The organism is Cytophagia bacterium CHB2, assembly GCA_030263535.1.
In the GTDB taxonomy this organism is placed as follows: Bacteria; Zhuqueibacterota; Zhuqueibacteria; order Zhuqueibacterales; family Zhuqueibacteraceae; genus Coneutiohabitans.
Genome location: SZPB01000496.1, coordinates 1 through 3,734, shown reverse-complemented (window position 1 = coordinate 3,734; position 3,734 = coordinate 1). Strand labels below are relative to the sequence as shown.

Genomic DNA, 3,734 nt, shown 5'->3' with positions numbered 1-3,734 from the left:
CCGCCGCCGCGTCCCACCGACCCGTTGATCGATTTCGCCATATGGCTTCCTCGACTCTGAAGCGGTCCTTCACACATGCTGATCAACAAGAATCGTGTTCCCATCCGGATCCACGGCAACGAAACTCGCCGGCCCGACCGTACTCTCATCCGCCTCCTGCTGCAGCTCCACACCCTGCGCCTTCAACCTCCGCTGCAGTTCGCGCACATCGGTGAACGAGGCCAACTTCTGAGCGTTTTGGTCCCAGCCGGGATTGAAGGTCAGAATATTCTTCTCGAACATGCCTTGAAACAGGCCGATGACATGATCGCCGTTTTTCATGATCAACCAGTTCTGTGCGGGGTCTCCGGCAAAGCGCTTGAAGCCAAATTTTTCGTAGAACGCCCGTGAAGCTTCGAGATTCTTAACGGCCAAGCTGATGGAAAACGCGCCGAGTTGCATGTCTTGCTCCCTTATTTGTGATGATTCAGAAGATTGTTTGTCGTCGTCGGTGACGGGATTTTTGCTTTTTGCTGGCGTAGCGCCGGTATGATTTCCAAAGCCGGCGAGCGAAAGGCTGGCTGCGCCTGCTGAGGTTGCGGCAAAATAGAGAAATGATCTTCTTCGCATGGGAACTCCGGGGTCACGGTAAACTTTTTTAATGTCTAGCGGCGCGTCGTAGAAACAAATGAACTCTCGTTTCATTGAGTTTGGAGGTTGTAAAGCTTGATGGCATTCTCGCGTAAAACCATGCGCGCTAACTCCAACGCCCGCTCGCGAGTGATTTCACCGTCGTTCATCATTTCAGACAACGCAATCGCTAGGGCTTGGCGTCCGGTAGTCACTGACAACCATCCCGTCTCTTCCCAATTCATTTCCGGCGTAGCCGGAAAGGCGTCCGTGCCGAACAGTACCCTTTCGGGATAGAATTCCAGCCAATCGCGTAATATCTCACTCAACGCGCGCGGGTAAAGCAGAAACGTCAGCGCGGAAAAGTCTGCATAGACATTGGGCTTGCCGAAATATGCCGCCGTCACTTTCGTGTAAGGCCAGCCACCATGAATGATCACGAAATTCGTTCCCCTCAAGGCGGGGTCGTTGAACACAGGATCGAGCATGGACGGATTTGCATTGCGGATGTCGTAATAACTACCCGCTCCATCAGTGATGTGTATGTGGACGGGAAGCCCTAATCGCCCACATTCTTGCGCGAGGTAGCGAAAAAGGAAATCCTGAAGCTGTTTATACTCGGCCAGCGGCGGCTCGCCGACTCTGATGAAGCGCGCATACACTCGTTTCGCCGCCGCCAGAGGCACATGGGCGAAATCGGTGGAGCGCAAGTATGCGACCTCAAATTTAACGGCAATTGCGCCGTCACGCTTCTGCCGCTCAAGCGTAGGGGTGACGACTTTGCTCAGATATTCCTCCAAAGTCTGAGGTAAACTGCTCACTTTAGAGTCTGCCAAATAGCGCCTCAGCAACTTCTCTTCAGCCGCGTAAAAGGAGCGGTAATCAGGATTCTCACGCCGCGCGGCTTCATTGCTTAGAGGGAACAGCAGGGGATCAACTATCGAGACCCACCGGAAGCGCGGTGCGACGAGTCCGCGCCCCATCGCCACACGGTTAGCAAACATTATTTCTATACCAAGGCGGTCTAGCACCCACATCGGGTACGAATCGCCCTGCTCGCGCATGACACGCTTTTTGATTTCGAGCATCTCGCGGACATGCGTTTCGGCCATGTCGTTGTGTGCATAGCCGTAGAGTGCGTGCCACGCCCCGATGTATTCGGGGTTGCCAGGACGAATCCGCACCGGATTGGGGAAAGGCTCCATCTCTTCGAGGGCGAGGGCATCGTACTCATTATCAGCCGGTTCCCCGTCGCGAACGACACGTAAAGGATGAGCGTGATGATCTATGGCTTTGATTTTAGCTATTTCGGCAACGAGCGCGGGGTCAGCAGTCTGCGTCTTGAGTGAAGAGGGTAACATCAGGCACAGCAGCAGGAATGAAAGATTCGCAGCCAAGCGATGTCTCAAAGTTGTCGGGTTTCTCATAGCCATCTCTGTTTTTTGCAAGCGAAGCCGCCGAACGCTGCGGCTCAGCGGCCGCTTATTATACACGGATTACTACTGTGCGCCCTGAACAAGTCTAACACCATCCCCGATCTCAAATGTCATCAAATCCTCTCCGATAATAAAAACTCCTGAGTAAATGCCTGTTATTTTCTTATTCAGACGTTCCGAATCCAAAGCAGGTGATAGGTGATAAGCTACCGCCATCTTCGGGGCGACAGCATTGAATACTTTGGCAGCATCTTCCGGGACAGTGTGTACCACTTTCAAGCGTTCTAAAGTAGCCTTGCTAATCGTGATCTCGTTGCTATCTGTCGGTTCAAAATCAAATATCCCATGAATGAGCAGGTCAGTTCCTTTAGAATATTGAATTAGATTTTCAGAATAGCCGGTATCTCCTGATATTACTGTTGAACGCCCTTTGTAATCGATCTTGTAGCCATAGGCTGGATCAGTACCGTGATTAACTTTAAAGGCTGTAACACGTAAATCATCTTCTTCGAATACAGCGCCCTCGGCTGAAATCTCTGTCACGTCGAAGCCTGGTTTAGCATAAGAAAGCCATGATTTCATAACATCTCTATAAGCAACTTCCAAATTCGATACCATATACGCCACACCAACTGGCCCTGTAATTGGCAAAGGTTCAGCTCTTTTCCCATTATTACGATGGTAGCTCGACAACCAAAAATCAGGCAATCCGGTGACATGATCTCCATGCAGGTGAGTCAAAAACACCCTGGTAACAGACGCAAGATTTAGTCCATGTCTTTTAATATTGATACTGGCTCCCCTGCCTACATCGAATAAGAGCTTATGTTTTCCCGCTTCGACCAAAACAGCAGAACCCATTCTATTGGGATCCACAGGGGGGACTCCCGTTCCAATTAGTGTAACGCGAAAAGTCTCATCCGCTTGGGATTCATTAACGACTACTCCTTGACCAAAAGCGTTGGTACTTAGTGCACAAACGAAAAGGATGAGAGTAAGAACTAGAATGGATTTTGACATATTCTTATTCCTCAAAGAGTAAAAGTGTAACTCCAGAATAAGCGAAGCAGAGCAGAAAATAGCCGAAAAGAGAGTCGTTCTTTTCATAATTTCACTTTTCCTGTTTCAAATCTTGATCGCCCGCCAACTTATTTACTTCTGATCAAATGATCACAACGTTGAAAATTCTTTTTGTGATTATCATTCACTAAACGTCGAATCTCCCCTCACCTCTTGCTGTCGCTGCAACACTTCCTGCAATAAATCATCACGCTGCAAGTTTTGCAGTTGTTCCACCCTTCTCCAATGCACGGGCCGCACGCGCGCGGTGGCGGATTCGGTGTCGAGCAAACTGTGGCCGATGGTTACCACCCAACTGTCCGGCGCAATGCCGGTAACGCCGGCGCTCATGCGGCCTTGGGCAATCACTTCGACGGGCACGAATTTAAACGCAACCGGATTGGTGAGCGCGGCGGTTTGCCCGTCCGTCATCGCGCTTACGGTTTCACCGCGCAGGGAATCCTGGCAAACATAAACGCCGGTGCCGCCGGTGGTGGGGTTTTCATACAAAGCGCTCAACGGAACCAACGTGGCTTGCTCGCTTTCGCCGTAATAAACATCGACCGTCACGAACATGCCGGATTTCAAACGCCCCTCGGGATTGGCGAGATCGATTTCCGCATCGGTGCT

The 3,734-nt window shown here is 50.9% G+C and carries 3 protein-coding genes; all 3 read right to left on the bottom strand.

Annotated elements, in window-relative coordinates; translation table 11 throughout:
• Nucleotides 1–69: 69 nt before the first annotated feature.
• Nucleotides 70–441, bottom strand: a complete 372-nt coding sequence (locus tag FBQ85_27870) for a VOC family protein (GenBank protein ID MDL1878952.1) — start codon at nt 439–441, stop codon at nt 70–72.
• 239 nt (nt 442–680) lie between these two features.
• Nucleotides 681–2,057 (bottom strand): amidohydrolase, encoded by a 1,377-nt coding sequence (locus FBQ85_27865; protein ID MDL1878951.1) that lies wholly within the window; start codon nt 2,055–2,057, stop codon nt 681–683.
• A gap of 51 nt (nt 2,058–2,108) precedes the next feature.
• Nucleotides 2,109–3,152, bottom strand: coding sequence for an MBL fold metallo-hydrolase (locus FBQ85_27860; protein MDL1878950.1), 1,044 nt, complete (start codon nt 3,150–3,152; stop codon nt 2,109–2,111).
• Nucleotides 3,153–3,734 lie beyond the last annotated feature (582 nt).

Bases quoted from the DNA above. Each gene is read 5' to 3' on its own strand.
- FBQ85_27860 (MDL1878950.1), bottom strand. From the start codon at position 3,152: ATGAAAAGAACGACTCTCTTTTCGGCTATTTTCTGCTCTGCTTCGCTT.
- FBQ85_27870 (MDL1878952.1), bottom strand. From the start codon at position 441: ATGCAACTCGGCGCGTTTTCCATCAGCTTGGCCGTTAAGAATCTCGAA.